This is a genomic window from Microlunatus sagamiharensis, assembly GCF_900105785.1.
Classification (GTDB): Bacteria; Actinomycetota; Actinomycetes; order Propionibacteriales; family Propionibacteriaceae; genus Microlunatus; species Microlunatus sagamiharensis.
Genome location: NZ_LT629799.1, coordinates 2,760,401 through 2,787,012, shown reverse-complemented (window position 1 = coordinate 2,787,012; position 26,612 = coordinate 2,760,401). Strand labels below are relative to the sequence as shown.

Genomic DNA, 26,612 nt, shown 5'->3' with positions numbered 1-26,612 from the left:
CATGACGCTGCTGAGGCGGTCCCTCCGGGCCGCGCTCGTGGCCGCCGCGGCCCTGACGACGGCCGTCGTCGGGGCCGCCCCGGCCGGTGCCGGTACGCCGGCGAGCCAGGACGCCGGGCAGGGCCACCACCAGCGGGCCTACCGCAACGGCTACGTCGGCCTGACCTTCGACGACGGGCCGAGCCCGACGGCGCCCGACCTGCTCAAGGCGCTCCGGCGCGAGGGCCTGCGGGCGACGACGTTCAACCAGGGCGACCACGCGCTCGCACGGCCGGACCTCGTCCGGGCCGAGCGGCGGGCGGGGATGTGGGTCGGCAACCACACCTTCACCCACCCCGACCTGACGACGCTGGAGGAGGCCCAGCGCTTCACCGAGATCGCGAGCACGCAGTGGGTGCTGCGCGACATCACGGGCAAGGAGCCGACGCTGTTCCGGCCGCCGTACGGGTCGACGAACGACGCCGTCCGGGCCGACGAGGACCGCGTGGGCGTGCTCGAGGTGCTCTGGACCGTCGACTCCCAGGACTGGAACGGGGCCGGCGTCGACGCGATCGTCGCCGCGGCGGCGACCCTGACCGACGGCGGCATCATCCTGATGCACGACTGGCCGCCGAGCACGGTGCAGGCGATCCCGGGCATCGCCCGGGTGCTGCGCGAGCAGGGCCTGTGCGCCGGGAAGATCGTCTACACGCCCGAGGCCGTGCCCTTCGGCGCCACGACCTTCCACGCGAAGGCGGTCAAGCCGTAGGCGACGCGCGACCGACGGAGGGGACCTGGCCGCACCGGCCGGGTCCCCTTCGTCGTCGTCAGCCCGCCTCGGGGGCCAGGTAGACCCAGAGCTGCAGGGGCGGGACGTCGCCGAAGCCCCGGTCGGACAGGTCGAGGCTCGTCGGCCCGAGCCGGACCCAGCCCTCCGACTCGTAGAGCGCGGCCGGGCCGGTGGTGCTCTGCAGTACGTCGAGCACGGCCCGGCGCCCGGTCGCCCGGGCCCGTGCGGCGGCCGTCCGGACGAGCGCGCGACCGACGCCGCGACCCCGGGCGTCGGGGTGGACGAGCAGCCGGGCCAGCACCGCGAGCCGCTCGGCGGGCAGGCCCGTCGCCTCCTGCGCGAGCGCCAGGACGGGCTCGCCCTCGGCCCGGTGCAGGGCGACCTGGCCGAGGACCCGCCCGTCCGCCTCGTCGACGGCGACCCAGGCGTCGGTCTCGCCCTTCGCGCGGAGGAAGCCGGCCGGGCTGGAGGGCCAGTAGATGGGGTAGGCGTCCAGCTCGTGGGTGCGCCGCATGACCGCGACGCAGGCCTCGTCGTCGGCGGCGGTCCTGGTCCTGATCAGCACGCGGTCATTGTTCACGGCCGCGCCGGACGGGCCCCAGGAGCACCCCGACGACCACGGCCGCCCCGAGCGCGACGGCGAGCGGGGGCAGCACCAGCGCGGGCGTGGTGGAGGCGCCGAGGAAGACCTGCACGGCGTACGCGGCCATCTCCCGCGGGTCGTGGGCCAGGACCCGGCTGCCGGCCGAGCTCGAGATCGCCGTGGTGAGGGCCGGCACGACGGCGACCAGGACGAGTGCCACGGCGGTCGCGAGGGCCCGGCCCGCCGTACGGACGCCGGACCACCCGATCGCCGCGCCGACCAGCGCCGCCGGCACCCAGGTCGCCAGCCGGGCGGCGCCGAGGAGGGTGGTCGTGCCGCCGTCGACGAGGACGAGGAGCGCCGACAGCCACGGCCCGAGCGCGAGCGCCCCGACCGCGAGACCGAGCACGGCCCCGGCGCGGCCGGCCCGCTCGACCAGGGCGAGCGCGCCGACCCCGACGAGGACCGACAGCAGCGCGACGGCCTCGAGCGCCGTGACGTAGACGAAGGACTCCGTGCCCTCCCGCAGCCCCGCCCGGACCACGGACGCGGTCTGCAGCAGCGCGGTCACGTGGACGGCGAGGACGCCGGTGGCGACCGTGGCCGTGCCCAGGCGGGGGAGCCGGCGGGCGAGCGCCCGGGCGCACAGCCCGGCGAGGGCGGCGCCGACGACGACCACCCCGATGATCGTGGTGATCGTGTACTGGCTGAAGGGCAGCAGGGCCCGGGGCATCGTCTCCGGGGTCGCGTCCGTGGCCCACAGGTTCTGGATCAGCAGCCGAGCGCCGGTCGCCAGCCAGGGCAGCAGCCCGACCGCCGCGGCCGCGACCCCGACGAGGAGGAGGGCCCAGCGGGGCGTGGTCGCAGGACGGGCGGTCGACGTGCCGGCGGTCGGGGTCACCCGGACCATCCTCGGCCTCGGACGCGTACGGGCCGACCGCCCAGGGGCGGGCACGGGTCGGCCCACGGGTGGACGACGCACCCGGCTCCCTCGGGCCGCGGTCCGATGTGGGGGCGCGCGGGCCCGGGCAGGCTGGCGGGCATGCCCGACGTCAGCCGCCCCTCCTGCGGCCACACCTCCACCCCCGCCTTCACGCCCGCCTCGCCCTCCTCGGTGGTCGAGGGCTCGCCCGACCCGTCGGTCGTGCGCTGGTTCCGGCTCGACCCGGCCTGGCTGGGCGAGCTGTCCACGGACGCGCTCTACGGCGGCTACCTGCGGGCGACCACGGGCGCGCCGGTGTCGCGGGCGCGCTTCGTCGCCGACCTCGCGCACCTCGGGGTCGAGGAGGTCCTCGACGACGACACCCGGGTGCTGGTCCGCGCCTGACGCAGGTCCAAGGCGACCCGTGCGGGAGCGGTCCCGCTACGCTCCGCGCATGACCGCACCCGTCTGCCTCGTCACCGGCGCCTCGCGGGGGCTCGGCGCGGCGATCGCCCGCCACCTCGGGAGCCGCGGCTGGGCGGTCGGGGTGGGCTATCACTCCGGCGCCGAGGGCGCACGGGGCGTGGTCGCGGACATCGAGGCGGCGGGGGGCCGCGCGCTGGCGGTCCCCGGCGACGTGACCGACGAGGCCGAGGTCGAGCGGCTCCTCGCGACCGCCGCGCAGCTCGGGCCGGTGACCGCCGTCGTGGCGAACGCGACCGGGCCCCAGCCGAACGCCGACCTGGTCGACCTCACCTGGCAGGCCTACCTCGACCAGCTGCGCTTCTTCGTCCTCAGCCCGACCCTGCTCGTGCAGGGGACCCTGCCGGCGATGCGCGAGGCCGGCGGGGGCCGGGTCGTGCTGATCGGCTCCGACACCGTCGACCGCAACCTGCCCGGCACGTCGGCGTACGCCGCCGCCAAGAACGCCGAGCTCGGGCTGGTGCGCATCTGGGCCAAGGAGCTCGGGTCGCACCGGGTGACGGTCAACGCGGTCAACCCGGGCTGGATCCCGGTCGAGCGGCACTCGGGTGCGGACACGGCCGCGTACGAGGCCGACGTCCCGCTGGGCCGGATGGGCGTGCCGCAGGACGTGGCGGGCGCGGTCGCCTACCTGCTGTCGGACGACGCCGCCTTCGTGACCGGTCAGGTGCTGACGGTCAACGGGGGCCACGTCCTCTAGCGGGAGGCGTACGGCCCGGGCGCCCCGGTGACCTTGAGCATGATCATGTAGACGCTCGTGCTGGCGCAGACGAAGAGCAGGTTGCGCTTGAGCCCGCCGAAGGTCAGGTTCGCGGCGATCTCGGGCAGCAGCAGCTTGCCGAGCAGCGTGCCGTCCGGGTCGAGGCAGTGCACGCCGTCCCCGGCGGCCGTCCAGATCCGCCCGGCGCTGTCGAGGCGGACGCCGTCGAAGGTGCCGGCCGTGCAGGTGGCCAGCACCTCGCCGCCCTCCAGCGCGCCGTCGTCGGTCACGTCGAAGACGCGCAGGTGGTGCCGCTCGGAGTCGACGACGTAGAGCTGCGACTCGTCGCGGGAGAAGGCGAGGCCGTTGGGCTGGTCGAAGTCGTCGGTCACGCGGTGGATGCTCCCGTCGGGGTCGACGCGGTAGACGTGGCGCCCGCCGACCTCCTCCTCGGCGGCGAAGCCCTCGTAGTCGGTGGCGATGCCGTAGCCGGGGTCGGTGAACCACACCCGGCCGCGACGGTCCACGACGACGTCGTTGGGGCTGTTGAACCGGAGGCCCTCGAAGCGGTCGGCGACCGTGCTCACCGAGCCGTCGTGCTCGACCCGGCGCACCCGCCGCCCGCCGTGCTCGCAGGTCACGAGCCGGCCCTGCCCGTCGAGCGTGCTGCCGTTCGGGTAGCCGGCGGGGTGGCTGATCACGCCGACCTCGCCGGTCAGCTCGTCCCAGCGCAGCTGCCGGTCGTTGGGGATGTCGCTCCAGACGAAGCTGCGCGAGGCGGGCAGGTAGACCCCGCCCTCGGCCCAGCGGCAGCCGGTGGCGATCCGCTCGACCAGGGAGTCGCCGTCGACCGCGGCGAAGCGGTCGTCCAGCCGCTCCCAGGTCGTCGGGACGGTGTGGGCCGGGGCGTGCCCGGGTCGCGTCGTCACCCGCGACACCGTACGACCGGCGTCGGACGGGTACGTTGCGGGGCGTGAGCGCGACGGCCGAGGTCGTCCTGCTGCTCCTCGCCGGCGTGGGCGCCGGCATCACCGGCTACGGCGCCGGGCTCGCCTCGCTGGTCTCCTACCCCGCGCTGCTCGCGGTCGGGCTGTCCCCGCTGGCGGCCAACGCCACCAACACGGCGGCCCTCACGGGGGTCGCCGTGGGTGGGGTCTCCTCGGCGCGCCAGGAGCTCGTCGGCACACGGGCGCGGCTGGTCCGGTTCGGTGCGGCGGGGCTCGTCGGCGGTGTCGTGGGCGCGCTGCTGCTGGTCGTCCTGCCGGAGTCGACCTTCGCCGCGGTGGTGCCGTGGCTGGTGGTCCTCGGGTCGGTGGTGCTGCTGCTGCGGCCCTGGCTCCAGCACCTCCACGGCGGGCGCGTGTCCGAGCGCGGCCAGCTGGCCGTGGGCGCGGTGGCGCTGCTCGCCGTCTACGGCGGCTACTTCGGCGCGGGCGCGGGCACGCTCGTGATCGCGACCCTCTCGCTGGTCCTCAGCGAGCCCCTCGCGCGCATCGCCGCCCTCCGCGCGGTCGTGCTCGGGCTGGCCAACCTGGTGGCGACGCTCGTCTTCGTCGCCCGGGGCCTCGTCGAGTGGGGCGCGGCCGTGCCGCTGGCCCTGGGCATGGTCGTCGGCAGCGCGGTCGCGCCGCGCCTGGTGCGCCGCCTGCCCGAGGTCGTCGTCCGCGTCGGCATCGCCGTCGCCGGCCTGGGGCTGGCGGTCTTCCTCTTCACCCGGCGCTGACGACGGCGACCGCCTCCACCTCGACGAGCTGGTCGGGCCAGCCGAGCACGGTGACCCCGAGCAGCGTGCCCGGGGCGTCGTGGTCGCCGAAGTGGCGGCGCACGACCTCCCAGGCGGCCGTCAGGTCGTCGCGCGAGGTGCTCGCGACGTAGACGTGGGTCATGAGCACGTCGGCGAGACCGGCGCCCGCGTCCTCGAGGACGACGCGCAGGTTGGCCATGACCTGCTCGGCCTGGCCCACGACGTCCCCCACGGCCACCGTCGCGCCGTCGGCGTCGAGCGGGCACGCGCCGGCGGTGAAGAGCACCCGTCCGGTGGTCGAGGTGCTCGCCGCGTAGGCGTACGGGACGCCGGTGGCGAGGGACGGGCTCCGGTGGAGCCGGACGTGCGCGGCGGGCATCCCGAGATGCTCGCAGCGCGGCCGGGCACGGGTCCGAGCGGGTCGGGGGTCACGCGCCCCGCACCCGGGTCCCTGGCCCCGCCCCGGATCGGCCGAGCACCTGTGCCCCGAGCGCCGAGCCCAGCAGCTCGCCCACCGCGTCGTCGACGAGCCGGTCGGCCTGGTCGGCGGTGATCCGGCGCGCCGCGACCAGCGTCGCGGTGCCCTGCAACGTGGCGGCGAAGAGGAGCTTGAACCGTTCCTGCACGTCGGCGGGCGCCGGTGGACCGTCCTGCTCGGCCTCGAGCGCCTCGTCGAGGACCTGGAAGAGACCGGCGGCGGCGTCACGCACCAGCCCGCTCCCGTCGTGCTTGACCGCGAACATCAGCTCCATCAGCGCGGCGTCGTCCACCGCGAACGCGACGTACGTCCGGGCGACCCGCCGGAACCGCTCGTCGAAGTCGGCCTCGCTCCGCAGCGCGGAGCGGATGGCGCTCGTCAACCGGTCGAAGCCGCGGACGGCGAGCGCGTCGAGCAGCGCCTGCCGGTCGATGAAGTGGCTGCGCGGCGCCCCGTGGCTGACCCCGGCCTGGCGCGCGAGGTCGCGCAGCGACAGCGCGTCGACGCCGTCGACCCGCAGCATCGCCTCCGCGCGCTCGAGCAGCACCTGGCGGAGGTTGCCGTGGTGGAACGGACGGTCGGCCACGCAGGCGATCCTACTGCCGCACTAGACGTTGACTAGATTCTAGGCACTGCCTAGTATGAGGTCATGCCCACCACCCTTCGTTCAGCCGCCGACCTGCCCGACCTCTCCGGGAGCACGGTCGTCGTGACCGGGGCGACGAGCGGCATCGGCCGTGCGACCGCGCACGCCCTCGCCGCGGCGAACGCCCGCGTCGTGCTGGCGGTGCGCGACACCGGCAAGGGCGACGCGGTCGCCGCCGCCCTGCCGGGGGAGACGCTCGTGCGCAGGGTCGACCTGGGCGACCTCGGGTCGGTCCGACGCTTCGCGGCCGGCTGGGACGAGCCGATCGACGTCCTGGTCAACAACGCCGGGATCTCCGTGGGGAAGTTCGGTCGGACGGTCGACGGCTTCGAGAGGCAGCTCGGCATCAACCACCTGGGTCCGTTCGCGCTGACCAACCTGCTGCTGCCGCAGATCACCGGCCGCGTGGTGTCGCTGTCCTCGCAGGCCGAGCGGATGGGCAGGCTCGACTTCGACGACCTCGGCTTCGAGCGCCGGCCGTACAAGGAGGGCGCGGTCTACGCGGCCTCGAAGCTGGCGAATCTGCTCTTCGTCGCGGAGCTGCAGCGCCGCCTCGCCGCCGCCGGCTCGTCGGTCACCGCAGTCGCCGCGCACCCCGGCCTCGTCGCCACCGCCATGACCGGCCAGACCACCGGGATCGCCCGGCTCGTCACCCGGTGGTTCGCGCAGGCCCCCGAGGACGGTGCCCTGCCGGTCCTGCTCGCCGCCACCGGCGAGGTGCCCGGGGCGTCCCTTACGGGGCCCGAGCACCTGCTCCACATGCGCGGCGGCGCGGAGGTCATCAAGCGGTCGGGGCAGGCCCGGGACGCCGCTCTCGCCGCCCGGCTGTGGACCGTCTCCGAGCAGCTCACAGGCGTCTCCTTCCCCCTCTGAGAGGCATCGGGGCGCCAGCACGTCCCCAGGGAGGTCGAGCGATCAGGACCACGCCGCTCGCAACAGCGGGGAAACAATCAGTCGCTAGCGTGACCGCCGTACGCCCGCGACCACCGCCGCCCGCAGGGAGGACCCCCGCATGAACCTCGCGCCCTCGGAGACCGAGAAGCTGCTGATGGCCGTGGCGGGCATGGTCGCCCGGGACCGGCTGGCCCGCGGGGTGAGGCTCAACTGGCCCGAGTCCGTGGCCCTGCTCAGCACCTGGGTGGTGGAGCGGGCGCGCGAGGGCGCGCGCGTCGAGGAGCTGATGACGAGCGGCCGCGAGGTGCTCACGCGCGAGCAGGTGATGGACGGCGTCGCCGAGATGATGACCGACGTCCAGGTCGAGGCGACCTTCCCCGACGGGCGCAAGCTCGTCACCCTCCACAGCCCGATCCAGTGACCGGCCAGGACCGGTAGGGGAGACGACACGATGGCAGGAATCGCGACCTCGGGACCCGGGGCGTACCGGATCGCTCCCGGCGAGATCGAGCTCAACGCCGACCGCGGCCCGGACGAGCGCGGCGAGCTGGTGTTCACCAACACCGCCGACCGGCCGATCCAGGTCGGCTCGCACGTCCACCTGCCCGACGTGAACCCCGGGCTCGACTTCGACCGGGATGCCGCGTCGGGCTTCCGCCTCGACATCGCCGCCGGGACGTCGGTGCGCTTCGAGCCGGGCGCCTCGCGGACGGTGGGCGTCGTGGCGCTGCGGGGTCGACGTTCGGTGCCCGGTCTGCAGGTCCGCCCGGAACCCTTCGTCGCGGGCGCCCCCACGAGCCGGGAGGGCTGAGGCGTGCGCATCTCCCGCGACGCGTACGCGGCGATCTTCGGCCCGACCGCCGGCGACCAGATCCGGCTCGGCGACACCGACCTGTGGATCGAGATCGAGCAGGACCTGACCGTCGGCGGCGAGGAGTCGGTCTTCGGCGGCGGCAAGTCGATCCGGGAGTCGGGCAACCAGTCGCTGGTCACCTCGGCCGAGGGCGCCCTCGACACGGTGATCACCAACGTGGTCGTGCTCGACCACTGGGGGATCGTGCGCGCCGACGTCGGCATCCGCCACGGCCGCATCGTCGGCGTCGGGCGCAGCGGCAACCCCGACATCGCCGACGGCGTCGACCCCGCGCTGGTCATCGGTCCGGGCACCGACGTGATCTCCGGCGAGGGCAAGATCCTCACCGCGGGCGGGTTCGACAGCCACGTGCACCTGCTGTCGCCGTCGCAGGTCCACGAGGCGCTGGCCGCGGGGCTCACGACCCTGGGCGGCGGGGGCACCGGCCCCTCGGAGGGGTCGAAGGCCACCACGGTGACGCCCGGCGCCTGGCACCTCGAGCAGGCGCACCGCTCCCTCGACGACCTGCCGGTCAACGTGCTGCTGCTCGGCAAGGGCAACACGGTCTCCGCCGCTGCGTTCGAGGAGCAGGCGCTGGCCGGCGCGGGCGGGTACAAGGTGCACGAGGACTGGGGCTCGACCCCGGCCGCGGTCGACGCCGCCCTGCGCGGCGCGGAGGAGTGGGGCCTGCAGGTCGCGCTGCACTCCGACTCGCTCAACGAGTCGGGGTTCGTCGCGTCGACGGTCGCGGCGATCGGCGGGCGCAGCATCTCCGCCTTCCACGTCGAGGGCGCCGGCGGCGGGCACGCGCCCGACATCCTCACCATCGCCGGGCTGCCGCACGTGCTGCCCGGCTCGACGAACCCGACCCTGCCGCACACGGTCAACACCGTCGCCGAGCACCTCGACATGCTCATGGTCTGCCACCACCTCAACCCCGCGGTGCCGGAGGACCTGGCCTTCGCCGAGTCGCGCATCCGCGCCACGACGATCGCCGCCGAGGACCACCTGCACGACCTCGGAGCCATCTCGATCACGTCCTCCGACGCGCAGGCGATGGGGCGCATCGGCGAGGTGGTCACGCGGACGTGGCAGGTCGCGCACGTGATGAAGCACGTCCGCGGCGAGCTCTCCGGCGGCCTGCCGGCCGACAACTTCCGCGCGCGGCGCTACGTCGCCAAGTACACGATCAACCCGGCGATCAGCCACGGCGTCGACCACGAGATCGGCTCGGTCGAGGTGGGCAAGCTCGCCGACCTGGTGCTCTGGGACCCGCGCTTCTTCGGGGTGCGGCCGAGCGTGGTGATCAAGGGCGGCGGCATCGTCGTCGGCGCGCTCGGCGACCCGAACGCGTCGATCCCCACGCCGCAGCCCGTGCTCATGCGGCCCGCGCTCTACCACTCCAGCGGTGCCGCGCGCTCCCAGTCGTACGTCGCGCAGGCCGCGCTCGACACCGGCCTCGCCGAGCGGCTCGGGCTGCGCCACGAGCTCGTCGCCTGCCGCTCGACCCGCGACGTCGGCAAGGCGCAGATGATCATGAACGACGCGCTGCCCGTGATCGAGGTCGACGCCGAGACGCACGCGATCACCGTCGACGGTTCCTTGATCACGCCCGCGCCGGCGAGCGTGCTGCCGCTGGCCCAGCTCTACGCGATGTTCTGACCGCGGACAGCTGCTGATCATGACGGCCGAGTACCTCTCGCTGCTGCTGGCCGACGGCCGGCTGCCGACCGGCGCGCACACGCAGTCGGCGGGCGTCGAGCCCGCGCTGCGTCACGGCATGCGCGTCGACGAGGTCCCGGCCTACCTGCGCGTGCGGCTGGCCACCGTGACCGAGGTCGAGGCCGCCGCGGCCGTCGTCGCCGGCCGCGCGTGGACGGGCCGGACGCCGGCAGGGGCCGTCGTCGACGCGCTGCGCGCGGTCGACCGTGCCTGGCGGGTCCGGACGCTGTCCGACGCGCTCCGGGAGGCGTCGGACCTGCTCGGGCGCAGCTACCTCCGCACGGCCGCCGCCGTGTGGGACCTGCGGCCCCTCGCCGCCGCGCCGGGCCCGTGGTGCCGCGCCGTCGTGATCGGGGTCGTCGCCGCCGAGGCCGGGCTCGACGCCGAGCAGACCGCGCGCCTCGTCGCGTACGAGGACGTCCAGACCGTCGTCGCCGCGGCGCTCAAGCTGGAGCCCTTCGACCCGGCCCTCGGCGTCCGTTGGGCGGCCGACGCAGCCGTCGGCGTCGAGGCCCTGGTCGCGCGCGTGGCCGACGTCCGCACTCCCGACGACATCCCTGCCCACAGCGCCCTCCTCGTCGAGGAGTGGGGCCAGCACCACCGTACGAGCGAGAGGCGGCTGTTCCGTGCCTGAGACCCCCACCCACCCTTCGACAGAGCCTGTCCTGAGCCCGTCGAAGGGCTCAGGGAGCGGAGGCCGAGCCCTGCGGATCGGCGTCGCCGGCCCGGTCGGCACCGGCAAGAGCTCGCTGATCGCGCTGCTCTGCCGCGAGCTCGGCACCGAGCTGAGCCTGGCCGTGGTGACCAACGACATCTACACCGACGAGGACGCGCGCTTCCTGCGTTCGGCCGGGGTGCTGGACCCCGAGCGCATCCGTGCGGTGGAGACCGGCGCCTGCCCGCACACCGCCATCCGCGACGACGTCACGCAGAACCTGCTCGCCGTCGAGGACCTCGAGCGCGACTTCGCGCCGGTCGACGTCGTGCTCGTCGAGTCGGGCGGCGACAACCTGACCGCGACCTTCTCGCCCGCGCTGGTCGACGCGCAGTTCTTCGTGCTGGACGTCGCCGGCGGGGGAGACGTGGCCCGCAAGGGCGGCCCGGGCATCGGCCGCGCCGACGCCCTCGTGGTCAACAAGACCGACCTGGCGCCGTACGTCGGCGTCGACGTGGAGCAGATGGTCGCCGACGCCGAGGCCGCGCGCGAGGGCCGTACGGTCCTCCCGCTCAGCCGGCTCGACCCGGCCTCGGTCGCCCGGGTCAGGGCGTGGGTGCTGCACACGCTCGAGCAGTTCCGCAGCGGAGAGCACGTCGCGCAGGACCCGGGGCCGATGGCGCCGCACTTCCACGCGGAGACGGGCGAGACGCACAGCCACGCGCACGACCACGAGCACGCGCACTGACCCGTGACCACCGTCGTCGTCGAGCGGGTCGGCGGCCGCCACATCGCGCGGCTGACGCAGGACCTGCTGCGTCCGCAGGTGGTGGCCTCCGGGCCCGACCGCTGCCGCATCGGGCTGCTCGCGACGACGGCGCTGCTCCTCGGCGGTGACGAGGTCGCGCTCGAGGTGCGGGTGGGGGCCGGTGCGCGGCTCGACCTCTTCGACGTGGCGGGGACCGTCGCCTACCACGGCCGCGGGGCACCGAGCGCCTGGCGCGCCCGCCTCGCGGTGGACGAGGGCGCGACCCTGACCTACGCGGGCGAGCCCTTCGTCGTGGCCGACGGGGCGGACGTCGCGCGGACCCTCGAGGTGGACCTGGCCGAGGGTGCCGCGGCGGTCGTGCGGGACACGGTCGTCCTGGGGCGCGCCGGTCAGGTCGGCGGCCGGCTGCGGTCGCTCACCCGGGTCCGCCGCGCCGGCGAGGACGTCCTGCTCGAGGACCAGACCCTCGACCCCGACCGGCTGCGGTCGGCCCCCGGCCTCCTCGGTCCGCACCGGGTGCTCGACACGCTCGGGTGGTTCGGTGCGGCGGTTCCGTCGACCGTGGGGGCGACGACCTTCGCCCTGGTCGACGGCGCGGGCACGCTGACCCGCTGGCTCGGCGCGAGCCTGGCCGAGTCGCCGTTGCACCGCGTGGGCCTGGAGGAGGTCGTGCGGTCCGAGGAGGTCGCTCCGGTCTCTGGACGCTGACCTCTTCGAGGCCCTTCGACAGGCTCAGGGAGCGTCACGCGGGCAGCGTCCTCTGGCCGTCAGTCCCTCAGCCGCGCGGGCAGCTCGGCGAGGCTGGTGATCCGCCCCTCGGGCGGTTCGAGGCGGACGTCGTCACGGTCGAGGTGCACGGCCCGCAGGCCCGCCGCCCGGGCGGCGAGGACGTCGAGGTCGTGGCGGTCGCCGACGTGCAGCACCCGATCGGGCGCCACCTCGAGTCGTCGGCAGGTCGCGAGGAACGCCTCGGGCGCCGGCTTGGCGGCCCCGACCTCCTCGGAGGTGAGGACGAACGACACCGCCTCCTCGACCCCGAGGGCCGCCACCTTGGCCCGCTGCTGCTCGGCCCGGCCGTTGGTGAGCACGGCCAGGACGAGCCCCCGGGCGACGAGCGCGTCGAGCGCCGGGCGCACGTCCGCGAAGGCCTGCCACGACCGCTCGTACCAGCGCAGGTAGCCGCCGAAGACGACGTCGAGCTCGCCGTCGGTCCCGACCGTGCGTCCGAGCAGCGGCAGGAAGTCGCGCAGCCGGCGACGACGCTGCTCCTCGAACCCGATCATCCCGGCGCGCCAGGTGTCGAAGTGCCGGTCCTCGACCTCGAACCACGCCCGCTCCAGCGACGGCTCGACCTCGACGCCGAGGTCGCCCAGCCAGCCGGCCAGCGCGCGCCGGGTCGACCCGCGGTGGTCCAGCAGGGTGTCGTCGAGGTCGAGGACCACCGCCTCGATCGCCGTGGGGTCCGCCGGGCTCAGCGGACCGCCTCGACGAGGTAGACCGCGGCCTGCTCCGGGTGGGTCGGCGGCACGGTGAGCCCCACCCGGCCCAGGGCCGCACCGGTCAGGACGACCGGACCGCGCTCCTCGGGCACGAGCCGGCGCGGGCCGAGCTGCGCGGCGAGCGCGTGGTCCTCGGTCCCGGTGACGCCGGCGTGCCACCACCGCGGCGGGACCAGCCCGGCCGGCGGGGAGTCGGTCATCACCGGCGTCACGGAGTAGCGGAGGTCGGGGTCGAGCCCCGGCAGCGGGACGGTGCCGACGACCGCGACGTCGGAGCGCGACACCGAGGCGAAGGAGTAGATCGCGCTGCGCCGGTCGTGGGCGACGACCCCGCCCGCGAGCAGCGCGTCGTCGGGGCAGTCGATCCGGACGAGGTCCCCGCCGAGGAGCAGCGCACGGTGCTCCTTGTAGAAGGCGATCCAACCCGCGAGCTCGGCGAGCTCGGCCTCGCTCGCGGCGGTCAGGTCCCACTCGACGCCGAGGTGGCCCCAGATCGCCGTCGCCGCCCGGAACCGCAGCTCGTGACGTCGACCGGTGGTGTGCGAGTGCCCCGAGGCGACGTGCGCGCCCATGAGCTCCGGGGGCACCAGCTGGGTGGTCCAGCGGTGCATCAGCTGCCGCTCGAGCGGGTCGATGCAGTCCGAGACCCAGATGCGGTCGGTCCGCTCCAGGACCCCGAGGTCGACGCGCGCGCCGCCGGAGGAGCAGGACTCGATCTCCAGCCCGGGGTGCGCGGCCTTGATCTCGTCGACGAGGCGGTAGAAGGCGAGCGTCTGCTCGTGCACGCCCGCGCGGCCGAGCGGCTGGGTGCCCGCGTCGACGAGGTCGCGGTTGTGGTCCCACTTGACGTAGGAGATCGGGTACTCGTCGAGGATCGCCAGCACCTGGTCGCGGACGTGGGCGTAGCACTCGGGGATGCCGATGTTGATCACCTGCTGGCGGCGGGCCTCGACCGGGAGCCGGCCGCCCGTGGCCATGATCCACTCGGGGTGGGCGCGGGCCACGTCGGAGTCCTCGTTGACCATCTCCGGCTCGAACCACAGCCCCAGCTGCATGCCGAGCCGCGTCACCTCGTCGGCCAGGGGGTGCAGCCCGTCGGGCCACACGTCGGGGGAGACGGTCCAGTCGCCGAGCCCGGCGGAGTCGTTGCGCCGGGCACCGAACCACCCGTCGTCGAGCACGTAGCGCTCGACCCCCGCGGCGGCGGCCAGACGGGCCAGCTCGATCAGCTTCGCGTGGTTCGCGTGGTCGAAGTAGACGGCCTCCCACACGTTGATCGTCACGGGACGCTCGGTGCTCGGGTGCTGCGGCCGCGCACGGAGGAAGCGGTGGAAGCGGCGGGCGACCTCGTCCAGGCCCGTCCCGTACGCGGCGTAGACCCACGGCGACTCGTACGACTCCCCGGCCGCCAGCACGACCTCGCCCGGTAGGAGCAGCTCGCCGCCCCCGACGACCTGCTCGCCGGTGGAGAGCCGCTCGGCGTAGTGCGTGTGGTTGCCGCTCCACCCGGTGTGGACGGCCCAGACCTCGCCGGAGGCGAAGCCGAAGCCCGGCGTGCCGACGTGCAGGACCGTCGCGGCGTCGGGGCCGGTGCGACCGCGTCGGCCCTCGCGCAGGTGCGTGCCGACGTCCAGGCGCGAGCGCTGCGGGACGCGCTCCTTGCCCCAGCGGCCGGCGAGGTCGAGGACCTCGCGCGCCACGGCGGGGACGGGCAGGGCGAGGACGAGGTCCTGGACCGCGTACCCGTCGGCCCCGCTCGTCACCCGCGCCCGCAGCCGGACGAGGCCCTCGGGTGTGAGCTCGACGGTCAGCCGCAGCTCGAGCCGGGCGTCGGCGTCGGCGGCCTCGACGACCAGCACGGCGGCGCCGGCGTTGGTGACCCGGTCGGGAGCCACGGCCGCGCCGTCGAGCGTCGCGCCGGTGACGACGAACTTCGGCGACCAGCCCGCGCCGGCGCGCGAGCCGCTCAGGCCCGGCCGACCGGTCCAGCCCGTCCAGTGCTCGGGCAGGAGCGCGATGCGGACTGGCGCGTCGACGGAGCTCGGGGCGGGGACCGCGGCCACCGCCTCACTGAGCGCGAGGGCGTCGTCGTCGGTGAGCGGGGGGAGCTGCGCGCCCCAGTGCAGCACGCTCGGCAGCCGGTCGCCGGCCAGGTCGAGGACGAGGCTGACGCCGGCGGCACCGAGGGCGATGCAGGTCGGGGGGAGTGGCGTGGGCACGCGGGGTCTCCTTGCGGTGGGGCCGGGTGGGGCCGGGTGTGGCTCGACGTGAGGAGCGGGGACGGGCGGGTTCAGGGGCAGCCGCAGGAGCGGCGCACGACGAGCTCGGTGGCGAACTCCTGGTGGTTACCGACCGGGCTCGAGCCGAGGACGGTGGCGAGGGCGGCGCGGGCCATCGCCGCGATCGGTTGCCGCGACACGGTCATCGGCGGCCAGCTGAACTCCGAGTGCGAGGTGCCGTCGTACGCCACCAGCGCGATGTCCTCGGGGCACTCGAGCCCGGCCTCGCGCACCGCCCGGTAGGCGCCGCTGGCCTGCTCGTCGGAGGACAGGAAGACGGCGCCGGGGCGGTGGCGCCACGACAGGATGCGTCGGAGCGCCTCGTAGCCGCCGGTCCGGCTGAAGACGGTCCGCACCACCGGTCCCGGGGGCAGACCGTGCGCAGCGAAGGCGTTCGCGAAGCCCTCCTCGCGGGGCTCGGGCAGGCGCTCGGTGGAGGCGCCGATGACCAGGGCCACGCTCGTGTGCCCGTGCACCCCCAGCAGGTGGTCGACGACGTCGTACGCCCCCTGGGCCGCGTCGGCGCCGATCGCGGCGTAGCCCGGGTAGGGACGCGAGGCGTTGACCAGGACGGTCGGCCGGTGCCCGGGGGGCGGTGGTGGGAGGTGCTCGGGCGGACGCACCGTCGAGACGAGCAGGCCGTCGACGTTGCGGCTGGACAGCTCGGCCATCAGCTCCCGCTCCACGTCGCCGTCGGCCTGGCTGCTGGCGAGCGCGACGAGGAGCCCCTGCTCGGACGCCGCGACCTCGACCGCGCGGGCCAGCTCGGCGAAGTAGGGGTTGCCGATGTCGGGGACGACCAGGCCGACCATCTCGCTGGAGCCCTTGCGGAGCGACCGGGCGGCGACGTTGGGGGAGTAGGCGAGCGCGGCGATCGCGGCCCGGACCCGGGCGGCGGTGTGCGGGGCGACCCTGCGGGGACCCTCGTTGACGACGTAGCTGACCACCGCGGTGCTCACGCCGGCGGCGCGGGCGACGTCCGCCCGGGTGGCCGCGCGGGCCGGGGCGGGCGCGGGCGCGTCCTGGACCTCGGGCGCGGGAAGGGTCGTCGTCATGCGGTCCTCCTCCCGTCGACGTCGGCTGGTGAGGCGCAATCTACTGCGGTAGAAGCCGGAGCGGAAGTCATCAGTCGGCGCGGCGGGCCCCGCTCGGCGCGGTTCTCAGGTTGGGGCGCCCGAGTGCGGCACCGTGCGCCCGTACAGAGGTCAAACCTCTGTCCACCTGGGAAAACAGTCGATCCGGGCGGCTGTGACGCTCTCAGGTCTCGCTTCGGAAACGCTCGCGGCGACCTCTTGCGCCCCCGAATCTACTGGTGTAACTTCCCGATCAACGCGATGGTGCGGCCCCCCGGGGCAGGGCCGGCGCACAGGGTCCTTGGGAGCTCGGGAGGAAGACGATGACGTCGCACGAGTGGCAGCAGCACCGCGGGTCGCGGTGCCCGGCGGGAGCGGCACGATGACCGCCGCGACGATCGGCACGACCCAGCCGGCGGTGGCTCCGGCCGCCCGGACGGCACCGTCGCGGGGACCGGGGCGGTCCGACCTCGGCATCGCCCTGCTCTTCATCCTGCCGGCGTTGGTCGGCTTCTGCGTCTTCTACCTCTACCCGACGATCCGCGGCATCTACTTCAGCCTGACTCGCTACAACATCCTGGGCAGGCCGCACTTCATCGGGCTGGGGAACTACACCAAGCTCGTCAACGACGCGCTGTTCTGGAACGCCATGAAGGTGACGCTCGAGTACGTCGTCCTCAACATCTTCTTCCAGACGATCCTCGCGGTGGCCATCGGCGTGCTGATGCAGCGCCTGACCAAGAACACCGCCGTGCGCGCGGTGATCCTGCTGCCCTTCCTGATCTCGAACGTGATCGCGGCGCTGGTCTGGTTCCTGATGCTCGACTTCCAGGTGGGCATCGTCAACGAGCTGCTCGCGAACCTGGGGCTGGACCGCATCACCTTCTTCGGTGGCGACGCGACGGCCATCCCGACCATCGCCGCGGTCAACGTCTGGCGCCACATGGGCTACACGGCGCTCCTGGTCTTCGCCGGGCTGCAGACGATCCCCGACTACGTGTACGAGGCCGCGGCCGTCGACGGCAGCACCGAGTGGCGCTCGTTCTGGCGGATCACGCTGCCCCTGCTGCGGCCGATCCTCGCCCTGGTCCTGGTCATCACGGTGACGGGCTCGTTCCAGATCTTCGACACGGTGAACGTGACGACCCGGGGCGGGCCCGGCAACGCGAGCCGGGTGATCCAGTACTACATCGTCCAGAAGGGCTTCGCGGAGGGGCAGTTCGGCTACGCGAGCGCCATCTCCTTCGTCCTCTTCGTGATCCTCGCCATCGTCGCCCTCGTCCAGCTGCGCCTGCTCAACGCGGGCGAGTCGGACCTGGCCTGAGAGGGACGGACATGGCCACGACCATCGCCCCCGCACCGGCGACCACCGCCGCCCGGGACGCCGCTCCGCGTGGGCGCAAGCCCTTCAGCCCCGGACGCGCCCTCGCCTGGGCCGTCATGATCATCATCATCCTGGTGACGCTCTTCCCGTTCTACTGGATGCTGCGCACCTCGTTCTCGACGTCGAAGGCGCTCTTCCTCCAGCCGGGCAGCCTGGGACCCGTCGACGCCACGCTGGGCGCGTACAAGCGCGTGCTCGGCCTGTCCACCACGGCCGAGGCGCAGGCGCAGGGCGGCTCGGGGGCGTCGGTCGACTTCTTCCTCTACCTCCGCAACTCGACGATCTTCGCCGTGGTCGCCACCGCGGGGCAGGTGTTCTTCTCCGCACTCGCCGCGTACGCGTTCGCGCGGCTGCGGTGGCCGGGGCGCGACATCGTGTTCTTCGCCTTCCTGACCGCGCTCATGGTCCCGCCGATCTTCACCGCGCTCCCGAACTTCATCCTGATCAAGAACCTCGGGCTGCTCGGCACCTTCCCGGGCCTCATCGCGCCGTACTTCTTCATGACGCCGTTCGCGATCTTCTTCCTCCGCCAGTTCTTCCTCGGCATCAACCGCGAGGTCGAGGAGGCCGCCAAGCTCGACGGCGCCGGCCACCTGACGATGTTCTTCCGGATCGTCCTGCCGATGAGCTGGGCGCCCATCACCACGCTCTCGATCCTCACGGTCATCAACATGTGGAACGAGTACCTGTGGCCGCTGCTGGTCGGCACCAACGAGCAGACGCGCGTGCTGAACGTGGCCCTGGGTGTGTTCCGGTCCCAGACCCCGCAGACCGGTCCTGACTGGGCCGGGCTGATGGCCGCCGTGCTCATCGCGGCGCTGCCCCTGCTGATCGTCTTCCTGTTCTTCGCGAGGCGGATCGTCAACTCGATCGGCTTCTCCGGCTCCAAGTAGCACGCCACGACGGCGGCCCCACCGCCCGTCGGACCCGCACCACCTCCACACCTCGCCGCCGGCGCGGTGAACCCGAAAGGAATGCCAACGATGGCAAGAATCCGCACCAAGCTGGGCGCCGCGCTCGTCGGCCTCGCCGCCCTCAGCCTGTCCCTCTCCGCCTGCGGCGGGGGCGGCTCCGACGACGGCGGCAGCGGCGGCGCCGACGGCGAGGCGATCGACACGAGCAACGCCAGCGGCGACATCAGCTACTGGCTGTGGGACGCCGGGCAGCTGCCCGCGTACCAGGCCTGCGCGGACGCCTTCCACGCGGCGAACCCGAACGTCAACGTCAAGATCAGCCAGTACTCGTGGGACGACTACTGGGGCAAGATCACCAACGGCTTCGTCGCCGGCGACGCCCCTGACGTCTTCACCGACCACCTGTCCAAGTACGGCGAGTTCGTCAGCCAGGACCAGCTGGTCCCGCTCGACGCGACGCTGGCCAAGGACGGCTTCAACACCAACCAGTACCAGCCGGGCCTGGCCGACCTGTGGGTCGGGCAGGACGGCAAGCGCTACGGGCTGCCCAAGGACTTCGACACCACGGCGATCTTCTACAACCAGAGCCTGGTCAAGGCCGGCGGCTACTCCGCCTCCGACCTGCAGGACCTGCAGTGGAACCCGACCGACGGCGGCTCCTACGAGAAGGTCATCGCGCACCTGACCATGGACACCAACGGCAAGCGGGGCGACGAGGCGGGCTTCGACAAGTCCAAGATCAAGGTCTACGGCCTCGGACTCGACGGCGGCTCGGGCGGCAACGGCGCCGGGCAGACCCAGTGGAGCATGTACACCGGCTCGACGGCGACGCCGTGGACCTACACCGACAAGAACCCGTGGGGCACGCACTACAACTACGACCAGCCCCAGTTCCAGGAGGCCTTCGGCTGGTTCAAGAGCCTGATCGACAAGGGCTACATGCCCAGCGTCGCCCAGGTGACCGGCCAGGACGAGTCGTCGATCTTCACCGCCGGCAAGTACGCCATGGTCACCAACGGCTCGTGGAACACCAACGCCCTCGCCGGCAACAAGGACCTCGCCGTGGGCCTCGCGCCGAACCCGGTCGGCCCGAGCGGCAAGCGCGCGAGCATGTACAACGGTCTCGCCGATTCGATCTGGGTGGGCTCGAAGAACAAGCCCGCCGCCGCCAAGTGGGTCGAGTTCCTCGGCTCGCCGGACTGCCAGAACATCGTGGGTGAGAAGTCGGTCGTCTTCCCGGCCATCCCCTCGGCCACCGAGAAGGCCCAGGCGGCCTTCAAGTCCAAGGGCATCGACGTCAGCCCATTCCTGGTGCAGGTGCAGGACAAGACCACGTTCCTGTTCCCGATCACCGACCACGCGGCGGGGATCACGAACATCCTGCAGCCGGCCATGGACAACGTCCTCTCCGGCAAGGCGGAGGTCTCGTCACTGACCGAGGCCAACGACCAGATCAACCAGCTGTTCCAGTAGTCCCGACCCGTCGCAGGGGCGTCGTCCGGTCTCCGGACGGCGCCCCTGCTGCGTCCTGGACCAGCACCGCCTCGTCAGCCGGCCCGGGGGCCTCGGGGAAGTCAGCGCCCGGCGAGGTCCTTCAGCCGGTCGACGAGGCTGTCGGCGACCTGCTCGCGCACCGCGGGCGTGCTGACGTCGTCGGCGTAGGTCCAGCTGAGCGTGTTGCCGTAGCGGCGGACGTAGAAGTCGAAGCGTCGGCCGTCGTCGACCAGGCTCCAGCGCACGGTGTCGCCGACCGCGCTCGAGACCCGTCGGCCCCCGACCTCGTACGACGTCGGGGGAGCGTCGTACGGCGGGAAGGTCACGACCACGCGGGTGCAGCGCAGCAGCGCCCACCGCTTGCGGTCGAGCTCCGCGCGCGCGGCACCGGCGTCGGCGAAGCGGACGGTGAGCAGCGTGACCGGCTGGGCAGGTCGGCCGTTGACGCCGGTCCACGAGCGGCCGTCGAGGGGAGCCGTGGTCGTCAGGGCGGTGAGCGCCCGGCAGCGCGTCGGCTCCGTGCGCGGGTTGCGGTCGGCGGCGAAGGTCGCGACGTCGGCCGGCTGCGCCAGGCCGGACCGGTCGACCGGGCGGAACGTCTCCATCGCCGCGTCCAGGCGGAGCTCGCTCACCTGCTCGCGACGGTCGACCGCGGCGCGCACGGCCGCGTACGCCCCGAGCTGGAGCCCGTGCACGAGCAGACCGGCGACGACGGCACCGAGCACCAGGCGCCGCTCCAGGCTCCCGGTGCGCGTCCTCACGCGACCGGGCAGCCGCACGAGCGCCGCACGACCAGGCTGCAGCGGAACTGCGCGTACGGGGCGGGCGTGCGCGGCTCGAGCGCGAACGAGACCGCGGCCTCGGCCATCTGCTCGACCGGCTGCCGGACCGAGGTGAGCGGGGGCCAGGAGTACTCCGCCTCCTTCGTGCCGTCGAAGCTGACGACGGCGAGGGCGCCGGGCACGTCGACCCCGCGCTCGTGCGCGGCCCGCAGCAGGCCCACGGCCAGCAGGTCGGAGCAGGCGAAGACCGCGGTCGGCGGCTCGTCGGCGTCGAGCAGCAGGCGGCCGGCCTCGTAGCCGCCGTCACGCGTCCAGGGCACGCGGGCGACGGGACCCTCGGGCAGCCCGGCCTCGCGCAGCGCCTGCTGCCAGCCCGCCTCTCGCGGGTCCGTGCCGTTCCAGTCGCCGAGCGCGATGCCCACGCTGCGGTGGCCGTGCACCCGGACGAGGTGCTCGACGGCCAGCCGGGCGCCCTGGTTGCCGTCGTTGCCGACGGCGGCGAAGCCCGGGACCCGGGCGGAGGCGTCGAGCAGGACGACCGGCGGGGTGCGGGAGCGCCGGTAGGTCTCCTCGGGGTGCGGCAGGACGCTCGCCGCGATGACGCCGTCGACCTGCCGGCCCAGCAGGTCGTCGACCAGGTGGCGCTCGGTCTCCTGGTCGTGGCGGGCCGTCCCGATCATGAGCGCCCGTCCGCGGCGGAACGCCTCGGCGCCGATGGCCGAGGCGAACTCGCTGTAGAAGGGGTTGTCGGCGTCGGAGAGGACCAGCCCGAGGACGTCGGTCGAGCCCTTGCGCAGGGCCTTGGCGCTGGGGTTGGGGCGGTAGTCGAGGAGCTCGATAGCCCGGCGCACCCGCGCCGCCGTCTCCGGGGCGACCGTCTTGGGCCCGTTGTTCACCACGTAGCTGACGACGGCGGTGCTCACGCCCGCCTGCCGTGCCACGTCGTCCCGCGTCACGCTGCCCCGCTCGGCGCTCACGCATCCGCCTGCATCGGTCCCACCTCGCCGCCCGACGGCTCCAGGCGCCTCCGGTGCGGGCCCGATGCTAGCGGAACCGCTGATGATCAGGGGGTGGCGGCGGGACCCGTCCCCGCCGGACCTCCCGGCGTCACGGGCGACGAGGGCGTGCTGGAGGTGCGTGGTGTCGGTGCCTCCTCGCTCGCCGTCGGTCCCGCGCTGGGCGTGGGGGTCGGCTCGGTCGTCGGCGCGCTCGCCGACGGGGTCGGCGCCGTGGTGCTGGGCGCCGCGGTCGGCTCGGCCGTCGGCGTCGCGGACGGGCTGGCGCTGGCCCTGCGGGTGGGCGCGGGGGAGGGCTCCGGCGTCGCGGCGCCGCCGCCCTCGGCCACCTGGCCGACCGTGGTGCCGCCGCCTCCCGACAAGGAGCGGCCGGTGGCCAGCTCGAGGCCCGTCAGCGCAACGGCCGCCACGACGAAGGCGAGCACGGCGGTGACGACCACCGGCTTCCAGCCGATCCGGCGCCGACGCTGCTGGTCGTCGGGCTGGTCGTCGCGCTGGTCGGCCTCGACGTCCGTCGCTGCCGGGTCGGGGTCCGCGGTCGCCTCCGCCCAGGTCGGGGGAGCGCTCGTGGCGGGCTCGATGCTCGTCCCGCCCGGGGTCGTCTCCTCGACGACCGTCGTCGTGCCGCCGTGCCCGTCGGGGCGTACGCGGGTCCTCCACACGGTGCTGACGGTCTTGCTGGTCCGCCGCAGCGAGGAGGTGTAGACGGTGCTGGCCACGGCCGCGACGACGCTCGCCAGGGCCGCGCCGATCACGGTGCCGGCCACGCCGACCCGCGAGCCGAGGGCCGCTGCGGTCATCGCCGCCAGGGCACCGCCCACCACCTGGGTGATCGAGAGGGCCGGCTTCGGCTTCTCCGGGGGCGTCTCGCCGGGGGGCTTGCTCGAGGGGTCGCGCTGGTCGGTGCTCATGTCTCCGTCGGTCTCGTCCGGGCGTGGTGGACCCCGCGGCGTCGCCGGTGTCCTCGTCCGAGAACCGCCAACGGACCGGTCGAGAGGTTCGTTACCAGCCGTGACGAAGTCCACAGCGCCCTCTGCGCGCTCGGCCCCTCAAGAACGCATCTCGCGGTGGTCAGCTTCACTGTCGTCAAGCCCGGGTCAGGCGGAGGACCAGAGCAGGGCCCGTGCCTGAGCGGAGCGAAGGCCATCAGAACAGCACGACGCCCCGCCTCCCTGAGGGGAAGACGGGGCGTCGGGGTGCTGCAGGGGCTACTGGGTCTGGCTCGGGACCGCCCCGGCGCCTTCGGCTCCGCGGCCCGCCTCGATCGAGTGGTGCCCGTTGCCGTTCCCGTTGTGGCCGTTGTGGCCGTTGCCGTCGTGCCCGTCACCGATGGCGTCGTGGTCGTCGCCGTGGTGGGCGGCGGCCTCGAGCTCGGCCCGCGTCGGCTTGCGCAGCGTGTCGATGAAGTAGAACCGGCTGGCCCGACGCCGCAGGTTCTCCCGACGCAGCTGCCCGTCGCTGAGGTCGTCGTCGGCCTCGGCCGGCATCAGCGCGGCGTACTCGCGGTGCTGGGTGAGGGTGTAGGCCTCGCCCTGGCTGATCGGGTTGTGCCGCTCGGTGTAGGCGCCGGAGGGGTCGCGCTCGATGATGCCCGTCTCCGCGCCGTGCAGCAGCCGCTCCTCGTCGGAACGCTGGAGACCGATGCAGATCCGCTTCGTGATGATGAAGGCGAGCACCGGGGCGGCGAAGACCGCGACCCGCAGGATGTAGGTCACCGCGTTCAGCGACACGTGGAACTGCGTGGCCACGAGGTCGTTGCCGCCGCCGATCCACAGCATCCCGTACCAGGTCATGGCGGCGATGCCGAAGGCCGTGCGCGTCGGGTTGTTGCGGGGACGCTCCAGGATGTGGTGCTCGGCCTTGTCCTTGGTGACCCACGCCTCGATGAAGGGGTAGAGGGCCATGACCCCGAAGAACAGGCCCATGGTGCCCAGACCCGGGATCGCGACGTTCCACGACCAGGTCGTGCCGCCGATGTGCGACTCCCAGTTCGGCATGATTCGGATCGCGCCCTCGACGAAGCCCATGTACCAGTCGGGCTGCGAGCCGGCCGTGACCTGCGCCGGGTTGTACGGGCCGTAGGTCCAGACCGGGTTGATCTGCATCAGGCCGCCCATGAGGACCAGGACGCCGAAGACGATGAAGAAGAAGCCACCGGCCTTGGCCATGTACACCGGGAAGACCGGGTAGCCGACGACGTTCGTCTCGTTGCGGCCCGGGCCGGGGAACTGGGTGTGCTTGAGGTAGACGACCAGCGCCAGGTGGGCCGCGATGAGGCCCAGGATGATCGCCGGCAGCAGCAGGATGTGGACCATGTAGAGGCGGGCCACGATGATGTCGCCGGGGAACTCGCCGCCGAAGACGAAGAACTCGGCCCAGGTGCCGATCAGCGGGATCGAGCGGATCAGGCCGTCGACGAAGCGGAGGCCGGTGCCCGACAGCAGGTCGTCCGGGAGCGAATAGCCCGCGAACCCCTCGATCAGGCCGGTCGCGATGAGCGCCACGCCGAGGAGCCAGTTGAGCTCGCGGGGCTTGCGGAACGCGCCCGTGAAGAAGACGCGGAGGCTGTGGGCGAGCATCGCGGCGAGGAAGAGCATCGCCGCCCAGTGGTGGATCTGCCGCACGAGGAGGCCGCCGCGGATGTCGAACGACAGGTGCAGCGTCGACTCGTAGCTCTGCGACATGGACAGGCCGTGGAGCAGCTGGTAGGTGCCCTCGTACTCGACCTCGGCCATCGACGGCTTGTACCAGATGGTGAGGAACACACCGGTCAGCAGCAGGACGACGAACGAGTAGAGCGCAATCTCACCGAGCAGGAACGACCAGTGGTCGGGGAAGACCTTGCGGATGAAGGGCCGGCTGAGCTTGGCGACACCCAGACGCTGGTCCAGGTAGTCGGCCGGGGCGGCGGCGCGCTTGAAGACCGGACCGAGCTCCGGCTTGGGAGTCTCGGCCCTCGTCGCTGTGGCCTCGGTCACTGTGGCTGCGGGACGAGCCATCAGTTGTCCCCTTCCTTGAAGTCGTTGCGCGAGTCCCGCTCGAAGTAGCTCGGGCCGACCGGGACGGTGAATCCGCTGCGGGCGACGAGGTAACCCTCGTTGTCCACGGTGATGGGCAGCTGCGGCAGCGCACGCGCCGCCGGGCCGAAGACCACGAGCCCGGAGTTGCCGAGGTCGAAGGTCGACTGGTGGCAGGGGCACAGCAGGTGGTGCGTCTGCTGCTCCCACAGGCTGATCGGGCAGCCGACGTGGGTGCAGATCTTGGAGTAGCAGAGGATCCCGCCGACCTGCCAGTCCTGGCGCGAGGCCGGGATCTGGATGGTGTTGGGGTTCATGCGGACGACGATGATCGAGGACTTGGCCTTGGCCTGGAGGAGCTCGGTCCCCTCGAGGTCCTTGAGGTTCTCCGGCTGGCCGTTGACCAGCTGGCCGATCTCCAGGTCCGAGGCCTTGATCGGCACGTAGGTGATGTCGTTGACGAGCCGCACGCCCTCGGCCCAGATCGTCGTCTCGATGGTCGCGGCCCGACGCCTCTTGGTCGGCCAGGGCCCCAGGTCGGCGAAGCTGACGACCAGCGGGATGCCCATGGCCACGAGCGCGCCGGCCAGGCTGCGGCCCAGCACCTTGCGCCGCGTGATCTTGGACTCCTCGGTGCCCTTCTGGAGCTCCGTGACGACGTACTCGCGGTCGTCGCGGTCAGAGGCGGCGCTGTGGCGGTAGTCGACCATCTCGTGGTCGTCCATCAGCTGGCGCGCCCACTGCACGGCGCCGATGCCGATGAGCAGCAGCGCGAGGCCCGCCGTGACGCCCAGCAGCGTGTGCTGCAGCCCGACGTGGAGGAAGCCGAAGTCGATGTAGGCGGTCTCCGGGACGGCGAAGTACGTGACCGCGAAGCCGATCGCCAGGACCGGGACGATGCCGAACATCGTCGCCACCTGCCGGGTGGCCCGGTCGGCGGCCTTCTCGTCGACGTCGGTCAGCCGGGGCAGGTGCTCCGGGTGGCCGGGGTCGTCGACCGGGTACTGCGGCTCCGGGTGGAGGTCCACCTCGGTGCCTGTGCCGGTGGCGTGACCGTCGCCGGCCGACGCGCTGCGCTCGAGCTCGCTCACTTCGCCTTGACTCCCTTGGCCGCGATCCAGATCGCGAAGATGATGAGACCGCCGATGCCGATGATCCACGCCCACAGGCCCTCGCTCACCGGGCCGAGCCCGCCGAGGTTGAGGCCGCCCTGGTTGGGGCGCGAGTGCAGGTCGTTGAGGTAGGCGATGATCGCCTTCTTGTCCTCCGGGCGCAGGACGTCGTCGTTGAAGACGGGCATCTGCTGCGGGCCGGTGACCATGGCCTCGTAGATGTGCAGGTTCGAGGTCTGCAGCAGCGACGGGGCGTACTTGCCGCCCGGCAGCGCGCCGCCGGCGCCCTCGAAGTTGTGGCAGGCGGAGCAGTTGGTGCGGAAGAGCTCACCGCCGCGGGCGATGTCCTCCTCGCTGACGCCGGAGGTGTCGTACTCCTCCGGGGAGGGGATCGCCGGGCCGGGGCCGAGCGTCGCCACGTACGCGGCGAGGGCCGCGATCTCCTCGGGGCTGAAGCGCACCGGGTGCACCGGGGCCTGGGCGACGCCCTGCTGCGACATCGGCATGCGGCCGGTGCCGACCTGGAACTCCACCGAGGCGGCGCCGACGCCCGCGAGCGGCGGGCCCTGGATGACGGCGGTGGTCTGGCCCTCGCCGTTCAGGCCGTGGCACGAGGAGCACTGGACCGTGAAGAGGGCCTTGCCCTCGGTGACCTGCTGGCTGGTGCCCGTGTCGGCCGAGGACTGCTGGCTCGGGGCGAGCAGGGTCGACAGAGCTCCCATGACGAACAGGGCGATCAGCAGCAGCAGCACCCGTGCTGCCGGGTGCCGCCGTCGAGCTGCCAGGAATGCCACGTGATCGAACCCCTCTGTCGTTACGTCTTG

Annotated in this window: 28 protein-coding genes; 14 read left to right on the top strand and 14 right to left on the bottom strand. The window is 73.4% G+C overall.

Annotation, left to right across the window (positions count from 1 at the left end):
• Position 1: 1 nt before the first annotated feature.
• Positions 2-748: a polysaccharide deacetylase family protein gene (locus BLU42_RS12740; RefSeq protein ID WP_091074910.1), complete on the top strand. Its 747-nt coding sequence runs from the start codon at positions 2-4 to the stop codon at positions 746-748.
• Between the two features lie 58 nt (positions 749-806).
• Here the strand turns inward: BLU42_RS12740 and BLU42_RS12735 are convergent, their stop codons facing one another.
• Together BLU42_RS12735 and BLU42_RS12730 are read right to left on the bottom strand one after the other, a co-directional pair.
• Complete coding sequence (locus BLU42_RS12735; RefSeq protein ID WP_091074908.1) at positions 807-1,334, bottom strand: GNAT family N-acetyltransferase; 528 nt, start codon at positions 1,332-1,334, stop codon at positions 807-809.
• A gap of 4 nt (positions 1,335-1,338) precedes the next feature.
• Positions 1,339-2,253 carry a hypothetical protein gene (locus BLU42_RS12730; protein WP_091074906.1) on the bottom strand — a complete coding sequence of 305 codons (915 nt, stop codon included), beginning with the start codon at positions 2,251-2,253 and terminating at the stop codon, positions 1,339-1,341.
• A gap of 141 nt (positions 2,254-2,394) precedes the next feature.
• Between BLU42_RS12730 and BLU42_RS12725 the strand changes: the two genes are divergently transcribed.
• A complete protein-coding gene (locus BLU42_RS12725) occupies positions 2,395-2,679 on the top strand; it encodes a hypothetical protein (RefSeq protein WP_157719964.1) in 285 nt (94 codons plus the stop codon).
• 49 nt (positions 2,680-2,728) lie between these two features.
• Positions 2,729-3,457: an SDR family NAD(P)-dependent oxidoreductase gene (locus BLU42_RS12720; RefSeq protein ID WP_091074902.1), complete on the top strand. Its 729-nt coding sequence runs from the start codon at positions 2,729-2,731 to the stop codon at positions 3,455-3,457.
• On the opposite strand, the gene BLU42_RS12715 is transcribed toward BLU42_RS12720, so the two are convergent.
• Positions 3,454-4,386 (bottom strand): SMP-30/gluconolactonase/LRE family protein, encoded by a 933-nt coding sequence (locus BLU42_RS12715; RefSeq protein ID WP_091074900.1) that lies wholly within the window; start codon positions 4,384-4,386, stop codon positions 3,454-3,456. The genes BLU42_RS12720 and BLU42_RS12715 overlap by 4 nt on opposite strands.
• Positions 4,387-4,430: 44 nt before the next feature.
• Between BLU42_RS12715 and BLU42_RS12710 the strand changes: the two genes are divergently transcribed.
• Complete coding sequence (locus BLU42_RS12710) at positions 4,431-5,180, top strand: sulfite exporter TauE/SafE family protein (RefSeq protein WP_091074898.1); 750 nt, start codon at positions 4,431-4,433, stop codon at positions 5,178-5,180.
• On the opposite strand, the gene BLU42_RS12705 is transcribed toward BLU42_RS12710, so the two are convergent.
• Positions 5,167-5,580 (bottom strand): RidA family protein, encoded by a 414-nt coding sequence (locus tag BLU42_RS12705; protein ID WP_091074897.1) that lies wholly within the window; start codon positions 5,578-5,580, stop codon positions 5,167-5,169. The two genes, BLU42_RS12710 and BLU42_RS12705, sit on opposite strands and share 14 nt — an antisense overlap.
• A gap of 49 nt (positions 5,581-5,629) precedes the next feature.
• The gene (locus BLU42_RS12700; protein WP_197680434.1) at positions 5,630-6,265 is read right to left on the bottom strand and encodes a TetR/AcrR family transcriptional regulator; all 636 of its coding nucleotides are present in this window, start codon (positions 6,263-6,265) and stop codon (positions 5,630-5,632) included.
• 63 nt (positions 6,266-6,328) lie between these two features.
• Here BLU42_RS12700 and BLU42_RS12695 point away from each other — a divergent pair, with 63 nt between their 5' ends.
• From BLU42_RS12695 to BLU42_RS12670, 7 genes are all read left to right on the top strand, one after another.
• Entirely contained in the window at positions 6,329-7,198 is an 870-nt protein-coding gene (locus BLU42_RS12695) for an oxidoreductase (protein ID WP_091074895.1), read from the top strand.
• Between the two features lie 139 nt (positions 7,199-7,337).
• Positions 7,338-7,640: an urease subunit gamma gene (locus BLU42_RS12690; protein ID WP_091074893.1), complete on the top strand. Its 303-nt coding sequence runs from the start codon at positions 7,338-7,340 to the stop codon at positions 7,638-7,640.
• Positions 7,641-7,670: 30 nt separating this feature from the next.
• Entirely contained in the window at positions 7,671-8,030 is a 360-nt protein-coding gene (gene ureB / locus BLU42_RS21140; protein ID WP_197680433.1) for an urease subunit beta, read from the top strand.
• A gap of 3 nt (positions 8,031-8,033) precedes the next feature.
• A complete protein-coding gene (locus tag BLU42_RS12685; protein WP_197680432.1) occupies positions 8,034-9,734 on the top strand; it encodes an urease subunit alpha in 1,701 nt (566 codons plus the stop codon).
• Positions 9,735-9,753: 19 nt separating this feature from the next.
• Positions 9,754-10,428 carry an urease accessory protein UreF gene (locus tag BLU42_RS12680; protein ID WP_091074891.1) on the top strand — a complete coding sequence of 225 codons (675 nt, stop codon included), beginning with the start codon at positions 9,754-9,756 and terminating at the stop codon, positions 10,426-10,428.
• The gene (gene ureG, locus BLU42_RS12675; protein ID WP_231918132.1) at positions 10,421-11,197 is read left to right on the top strand and encodes an urease accessory protein UreG; all 777 of its coding nucleotides are present in this window, start codon (positions 10,421-10,423) and stop codon (positions 11,195-11,197) included. The genes BLU42_RS12680 and ureG overlap by 8 nt, the downstream gene beginning before the upstream one ends.
• 3 nt (positions 11,198-11,200) lie before the next feature.
• Positions 11,201-11,926, top strand: a complete 726-nt coding sequence (locus BLU42_RS12670; RefSeq protein ID WP_091074889.1) for an urease accessory protein UreD — start codon at positions 11,201-11,203, stop codon at positions 11,924-11,926.
• A 59-nt stretch (positions 11,927-11,985) separates the two neighbouring features.
• Here the strand turns inward: BLU42_RS12670 and BLU42_RS12665 are convergent, their stop codons facing one another.
• From BLU42_RS12665 to BLU42_RS12655, 3 genes are all read right to left on the bottom strand, one after another.
• Entirely contained in the window at positions 11,986-12,660 is a 675-nt protein-coding gene (locus tag BLU42_RS12665; RefSeq protein ID WP_231918131.1) for an HAD family hydrolase, read from the bottom strand.
• Between the two features lie 29 nt (positions 12,661-12,689).
• Positions 12,690-14,936: an alpha-galactosidase gene (locus BLU42_RS12660; protein WP_091074887.1), complete on the bottom strand. Its 2,247-nt coding sequence runs from the start codon at positions 14,934-14,936 to the stop codon at positions 12,690-12,692.
• Positions 14,937-15,007: 71 nt separating this feature from the next.
• A complete protein-coding gene (locus BLU42_RS12655) occupies positions 15,008-16,051 on the bottom strand; it encodes a LacI family DNA-binding transcriptional regulator (protein WP_091074885.1) in 1,044 nt (347 codons plus the stop codon).
• A 355-nt stretch (positions 16,052-16,406) separates the two neighbouring features.
• On the opposite strand from BLU42_RS12655, the gene BLU42_RS12650 reads away from it, so the two are divergent.
• The 3 genes from BLU42_RS12650 (at position 16,407) to BLU42_RS12640 (ending at position 19,840) form a co-directional block, all read left to right on the top strand.
• Positions 16,407-17,393, top strand: coding sequence for a carbohydrate ABC transporter permease (locus BLU42_RS12650; RefSeq protein WP_231918130.1), 987 nt, complete (start codon positions 16,407-16,409; stop codon positions 17,391-17,393).
• An 11-nt stretch (positions 17,394-17,404) separates the two neighbouring features.
• Positions 17,405-18,346 (top strand): carbohydrate ABC transporter permease, encoded by a 942-nt coding sequence (locus tag BLU42_RS12645; protein ID WP_091074883.1) that lies wholly within the window; start codon positions 17,405-17,407, stop codon positions 18,344-18,346.
• A 90-nt stretch (positions 18,347-18,436) separates the two neighbouring features.
• Entirely contained in the window at positions 18,437-19,840 is a 1,404-nt protein-coding gene (locus BLU42_RS12640) for an ABC transporter substrate-binding protein (protein WP_091074881.1), read from the top strand.
• A gap of 101 nt (positions 19,841-19,941) precedes the next feature.
• Here the strand turns inward: BLU42_RS12640 and BLU42_RS12635 are convergent, their stop codons facing one another.
• The 6 genes from BLU42_RS12635 to qcrC form a co-directional block, all read right to left on the bottom strand.
• Entirely contained in the window at positions 19,942-20,622 is a 681-nt protein-coding gene (locus tag BLU42_RS12635) for a hypothetical protein (protein WP_157719963.1), read from the bottom strand.
• The gene (locus BLU42_RS12630; protein ID WP_091074876.1) at positions 20,619-21,620 is read right to left on the bottom strand and encodes a LacI family DNA-binding transcriptional regulator; all 1,002 of its coding nucleotides are present in this window, start codon (positions 21,618-21,620) and stop codon (positions 20,619-20,621) included. The genes BLU42_RS12635 and BLU42_RS12630 overlap by 4 nt, the downstream gene beginning before the upstream one ends.
• An 86-nt stretch (positions 21,621-21,706) precedes the next feature.
• On the bottom strand, positions 21,707-22,570 hold the full coding sequence (locus tag BLU42_RS12625; RefSeq protein WP_091074874.1) for a hypothetical protein: 864 nt from the start codon (positions 22,568-22,570) through the stop codon (positions 21,707-21,709).
• Between the two features lie 297 nt (positions 22,571-22,867).
• The gene (gene qcrB, locus BLU42_RS12620) at positions 22,868-24,658 is read right to left on the bottom strand and encodes a cytochrome bc1 complex cytochrome b subunit (protein ID WP_091074872.1); all 1,791 of its coding nucleotides are present in this window, start codon (positions 24,656-24,658) and stop codon (positions 22,868-22,870) included.
• Positions 24,658-25,704, bottom strand: a complete 1,047-nt coding sequence (gene qcrA / locus BLU42_RS12615) for a cytochrome bc1 complex Rieske iron-sulfur subunit (RefSeq protein WP_091080379.1) — start codon at positions 25,702-25,704, stop codon at positions 24,658-24,660. Before qcrA ends, qcrB begins: the two co-directional genes overlap by 1 nt.
• Before the next feature lie 59 nt (positions 25,705-25,763).
• The gene (qcrC, locus tag BLU42_RS12610) at positions 25,764-26,582 is read right to left on the bottom strand and encodes a cytochrome bc1 complex diheme cytochrome c subunit (protein WP_091074871.1); all 819 of its coding nucleotides are present in this window, start codon (positions 26,580-26,582) and stop codon (positions 25,764-25,766) included.
• Positions 26,583-26,612: the final 30 nt, after the last annotated feature.